Below are 5414 nucleotides of genomic sequence, written 5' to 3'. Positions count from 1 at the left end.
TCGCAGAAATCTGCTCCGCACGAATATGCCGCCTATCGGGCATCCGCGGCAGGTGGTAGCTACGATACGTTGCTGCTTCATATGGATCAGGTTGTGGACCAGTTCCACTACGGCGAGTTCTCTTCCAATGCCATCCGTAAATTCATGGGGTATATGCTTACCTCCGAGCGACCAAAGCATTTGTTCCTGATCGGGAAAGGAATGAAGTATGCAGCAGATGATTATAAAAAATTACATAATAACAAGGTCAGCCTTTATCATGTAGGGGACAGGTATGCTAAGGTGCACGAATTAGATCTGGTGCCAACAGGTATGATTCCTTCCTCCGATATATTCTTTACGGCTGATTTTAGAAATGACCGTTACGAACCCAGGGCGGCGACCGGGCGTTTACCCGTGACTAAACCAGAGGAAATCTTAAGTTACCTGAATAAGATTAAAGAGCATGAGGCGCTCCCTGAGGGGTTAGCCTGGCGGAAAAATATACTACAGCTTGGAGGGGGAAGTAGCAACGCTCAAATTAATCAGTTTATCGGGTGGCTCAGAACATATAAAAGCATTGCTGAGGGCCCTTTTCTGGGAGCCAATGTGATTGAAAAGAACCGCCAAAGTGTGAGTGAAGTAGTTAACATAATCAACGTTGCCGAGGAGGTAAATGCAGGTTTATCCATGATGACGTTCTTTGGGCATAGTTCTGCTACCACAAGTGATCTTGACATAGGCTTTGCCTCCATTAATATAAATGGGTATCGAAATAAAGGGAAGTATCCTTTCATACTTATGAATGGCTGCGGAACCGGGGATGCGTTTATATACAACTTCAGATCTTTTGGCGAAGACTGGTTGCTTACGCCGGACAGAGGAGCGATCTCCTTTATAGCGCATTCAGATACAGGTGGCGACATTCCCTTGTATGTATATTCTCTCAATTACTATCAGACGGCATTTAGCGATCCCAATTTCTACGGACGTACAATTGGAGAAATTCAAAAAGAAGCAGTAAGACGCTATAGCGACTCGCACAAAGGGGCGTATTATGTCGCTACGATGACCCAGATGGTACTGCAGGGGGATCCTGCTGTGAAACCTTACGCGCCAAGCAAACCGGACTATACCTTTGAGAATAATGCTTTTTCCCTGAAAGATGAGTCGGGTCAAGTTGCTACTTCAATTTCTGAAAAACTGGTACTGGAAGTAAATGTAAACAATCTGGGGAAAGCTATAACAGACTCAGTGGATGTATCTGTAAAGCGAACATTACCTGATAATACTGTGGTAGAATCCGGCACAATACGGGTTAAACCGATTCTTAAAAAAGATCAGCTCAGTCTTGTGCTGCCTAATACAGGTATAGCTGCAGCAGGTATGAACCATTTTGAAGTTAAATTGGATCATACAGACGCTGTTGAGGAACTTAAAGAAGAGAACAATGTGCTGCAGCTACAGCACTTCCTGCCAAGCTCTGGAATATCCGTACTGGCGCCTATGGAATATTCCATTGTCAACAGTACAAATGTTAATCTTGTGGTGCAGTCAACACAGCTGGGAGCTGAACCAAAGGGTGTATACTTTGAACTGGACACTGCCTCAACTTTTAAATCTGCCCTGAAAAGAACCTATAAAGCGGAGCCTGGCGTCTTGCCAGCATGGGAGACTACCCTGCCGCTGCAACAGCCTGCACTCGATAGTACGGTATTTTACTGGCGGGCCAGATTCGATAGTTTTGCTCCTGGTGAGGACACGGTATGGGTACAAAGCTCATTCAGGTTTATACCTAACACTACGGGTGGCTGGTCTCAAAGCCATAGCGGCCAATTCACGAGGGCAGAACTGAAAAGTCTAAAATATGAGGAAGCTTCGTCAAAGTGGGAGTTCAATCCGCTGTATGCAAATATTGAAATTCGTGCAGTTGGTGGAGATACAAGATACATACAACCCCCTTATGGCATATTCATCAATGGCACTGTCGTAACACACAATGCATGCGGGAACTTTGAAGGATCGTCTGCACCTCGTATGTACTTTTTTGTACTGGATAAGGCTACTCTTGAAAGAACTAAAGTGCCTGGTTTCGCCGGATGTACCTGGATACCGGATATGTACCAGTATGGAGACTTAAATAATCCGACTGTTAGAGCGAATATGCAAAGGTTTCTAGAGGCTATCCCTCAAGATTACTATGTGTTGGCCATTAGCATGAATAAGGTGCCGTTTGAGATCTTTTCGCCGGGGTTGAAAGCTGCCTTCCAAAGCATAGGCTCGGGCTTGATTAATGAGTTGAAGACAGGCCATCCTTATGCGATTGTAGGTCAGAAGGGAGCTGCTGTTGGTACCGCCCAGGAGGCTACTGCTGATGCTGCCGGAGCTACGCCTGGTACATCCCAGGTAATTACGCTCAGAACCACCTTGCAAACCAAAATGCAGGAAGGAACCATTACTTCCACCCTCATCGGACCGGCTCTGAACTGGGGAAGCCTGCACCATACTATTGAACGTTCGGGAGAAGGCAACGACAGTTACAAGATGAGTCTCTATGGAGTAAAGGCAACTGGTGAACGGGAACTGTTGCAAGAGAACATACAAGATAAAACGCACAACCTGGCGACTATAAAAGCAGAAGAGTATCCGAATCTGCAGCTCATGGCCACGCTGACCGATACGGAAGCTCGTACTGCTCCGCAGTTGAGGCAGTGGATGGTATACTACGATGCAGCACCTGAGGGGGTCATCCGGCCTGATCTGGTGGAAGTGAGCGAGCAGATCATATCTGAGCAGGCTGGCAGAGGGGCTATTCATGTGCCGATGGCTTTCCAGAACGTTACGCCCTATGCTTTCCGCGACTCGGTGGTAGTAGAAGTGACTGTAACGGGAGCAGGCATACAGCCTGCTGTATCGCAGATTAAAATAGAACCGCTGGAAGGAAATAAAACAGCCTTCTTTAACTTCAGCATGCCAACAGTAGCCTTAGACGGCAATTATAAGATCAGCATGTATGTCAATCCGCGTCTGCAGCCGGAACAGCAATACCAGAATAATATTTACGAAGTGCCTTTCCAGGTCAACTCCAAACTACACCCTCTGCTGGACGTAGCCTTTGATGGGGTACACATCATGGATGGAGAACTGGTGTCGCCGAGCCCGCTTATCAGCATTACAATGAAAGATGAGAACAGGCACGCTTTCCTGCAGGATGCCTCAGCCATGTCTGTGATCCTGATCGATACGGAGGGCATACAGCATGAAGTCACGGTAGGGAACAACCCAAATGAAGTTCGCTTCTATCCGGCTGATGAAAAAAATGACTTTAAGTTTGAATACAAGCCGGAGCGTCTGGCAAACGGCATCTATACCCTGGAAGTACGCGGTCGCGATGTGACCGGCAAAGCCTCGGGCGTATCTCCTTACCGGATCAGCTTTGAAGTGGAGAATGAGTCCAAGATCACGAACTTCTATCCGTATCCGAATCCCTTCTCGTCTAAGACACAGTTTATCTTTACGCTGACGGGTGGCATCATACCGCATGACTTCAAAATCCAGATCATGACGGTGACAGGCAAAATAGTGAAGGAGATCCTGAAGGAGGAGATCGGGCCGATACGCATCGGCAACAACAAAACCGAGTATGCCTGGGACGGTACCGATACGTATGGCGATAAACTGGCCAACGGGGTATACCTGTACCGGGTGGTCATGCCGCAGGAAGTGGAGGAGATGAAACACATCTGGAAAAAAGGCGACAAGGCCTTTGTCAATGGCTACGGCAAACTCTACATATTGCGCTAATCGCTGTTAAGGCAAACAAAAAAGGAGCACTTCGAAGTGCTCCTTTTTTGTTACCGGTTATTTTCTCCGCAGCTCAATGAAACTATAGCTATACCTGTTCTTTTCATCTGACTCGTGGTGTTCAGCGCTGATCTGCTGCCATTCCTTTTCAGGCAATTCCGGAAAATAGGTGTCGCCCTCGAAGGTATGGTGCACGCGCGTCAAGTATAGAGTATCCACAAAAGGCATCGCTTGTTTGTAAATTTCGGCACCGCCAACGATACTTACCTGTTCTGTATCCAGTTCCCTTCCCATGTCAATAGCTTCTTGCACAGTGTGTGCCACCAGACAGCCCGCTGCCTCGAAGTTCTGCTGGCGGGTAACGATGATCGTAGTGCGCCCCGGCAGTGGCTTGCCGATCGAGTCGAATGTCTTGCGGCCCATGATCATAGGATGCCCCATGGTCTTTTGCTTGAAGTGGCGCAAGTCTGCCGGCAGGTGCCAGATGAGCTGGTTGTCCTTGCCAATTACATGGTTGTCGGCTATGGCTACGACGATTGCAATCATGAAACTGAAGCGTTAAAGGTATAGCCCCGCAACAGATCCTGCACCGGCATTCGTTTCTTACCTTCCATCTGGAGGTCCAGAATGGCCAAGGCGCCAGCGGCTGTCTGTACATGCAGAAACGTTTTGTTATCCGTTATGAGTTGCCCGGGCTCCTGCGTATAAGCCGTGTTTTCCAGGGTCTCTGTTTTAAAGATCTTAAACGTCTTTCCATCAAAGCGGGTCCAGGCGGCCGGGTAGGGAGAAAGACCCCGGATAAAATCACGCACCTGTCGGGCGGGTTGGTTCCAGTTGATCTCGCAGGTTTCTTTGAATATTTTGGGCGCGTGCTTTGTCTCAGCAGCAGTTGCCTGCGGCTGCGGTTGTACCTGATCACTCGCTATGGCCTGTACCGTGCGAACGGCCAGTTCAGCGCCCTTGTGCTTGAGTTTTTCATACATGCTGCCAAAGTCATCTTCTTCCAGCACAGGCACCCGATCCTGGAAAATGAGGTCACCGGTGTCAATCTCATGCTTGAGGAAAAAGGAGGTGACCCCTGTTTCTTTTTCACCGTTGATGATGGCCCAATTGATCGGGGCAGCCCCACGGTAAGCCGGCAGCAGCGAAGCATGAATGTTGAAAGATCCCAGTTCTGGCATAGCCCACACCACCTCGGGCAGCATCCGGAAGGCCACGATGATCTGCAGGTTGGCCCGGTAGCTGCGCAGCTCTTCCAGAAAAGCCTCTGACTTCAGATTCGTAGGCTGCAAAACAGGTATACCTTGTGATACGGCATATTCCTTCACAGGTGATTGCTGTATCTTCTGACCGCGGCCGGCGGGCTTGTCGGGGGCCGTGATGACGGCTACAACGTGGTAGTGGTGCTCCACCAGCGCCTGCAGGGTGGGCACCGCAAAATCAGGCGTACCCATGAACACGATTCGTAAATCCCGGGGCATAGTGCTATTCAAAATCAGGGTATAGCAGGTAGTTTTTGCGGAGTACTTTATAATCAGAAAGCGCCGGCTCCCAGCTCGCTCTTATCTCAGCTTCGGTTTTGCCTGCTTTTACTTGCTCGCGCAAGGCCGATGTTCCCGCCAGCTTTTCGA

General features: G+C 48.9%; 3 protein-coding genes and 1 pseudogene. 1 reads left to right on the top strand and 3 read right to left on the bottom strand.

What is annotated here, in order from left to right:
* The coding region (gene porU2, locus OB13_RS17790) for a putative type IX secretion system sortase PorU2 (protein ID WP_461491531.1) at window positions 1–3783 on the top strand (3783 nt) is incomplete at its 5' end.
* Between the two features lie 57 nt (window positions 3784–3840).
* Here the strand turns inward: porU2 and OB13_RS17785 are convergent.
* The 3 genes and pseudogenes from OB13_RS17785 to OB13_RS17775 form a co-directional block, all read right to left on the bottom strand.
* The gene (locus tag OB13_RS17785) at window positions 3841–4329 is read right to left on the bottom strand and encodes a dihydrofolate reductase (RefSeq protein WP_461491530.1); all 489 of its coding nucleotides are present in this window, start codon (window positions 4327–4329) and stop codon (window positions 3841–3843) included.
* On the bottom strand, window positions 4326–5264 hold the full coding sequence (gene fmt / locus OB13_RS17780) for a methionyl-tRNA formyltransferase (RefSeq protein WP_461491529.1): 939 nt from the start codon (window positions 5262–5264) through the stop codon (window positions 4326–4328). Before fmt ends, OB13_RS17785 begins: the two co-directional genes overlap by 4 nt.
* A gap of 4 nt (window positions 5265–5268) precedes the next feature.
* Window positions 5269–5414 (bottom strand): annotated as a pseudogene (locus OB13_RS17775) (DUF1343 domain-containing protein); the annotation flags it as partial.

Source organism: Pontibacter sp. HJ8 (assembly GCF_054824225.1).
This window is presented reverse-complemented; position numbering and strand designations above follow the sequence as displayed.

Bases quoted from the DNA above. Each gene is read 5' to 3' on its own strand.
- OB13_RS17785 (WP_461491530.1), bottom strand. From the start codon at position 4,329: ATGATTGCAATCGTCGTAGCCATAGCCGACAACCATGTAATTGGCAAG.
- fmt (WP_461491529.1), bottom strand. From the start codon at position 5,264: ATGCCCCGGGATTTACGAATCGTGTTCATGGGTACGCCTGATTTTGCG.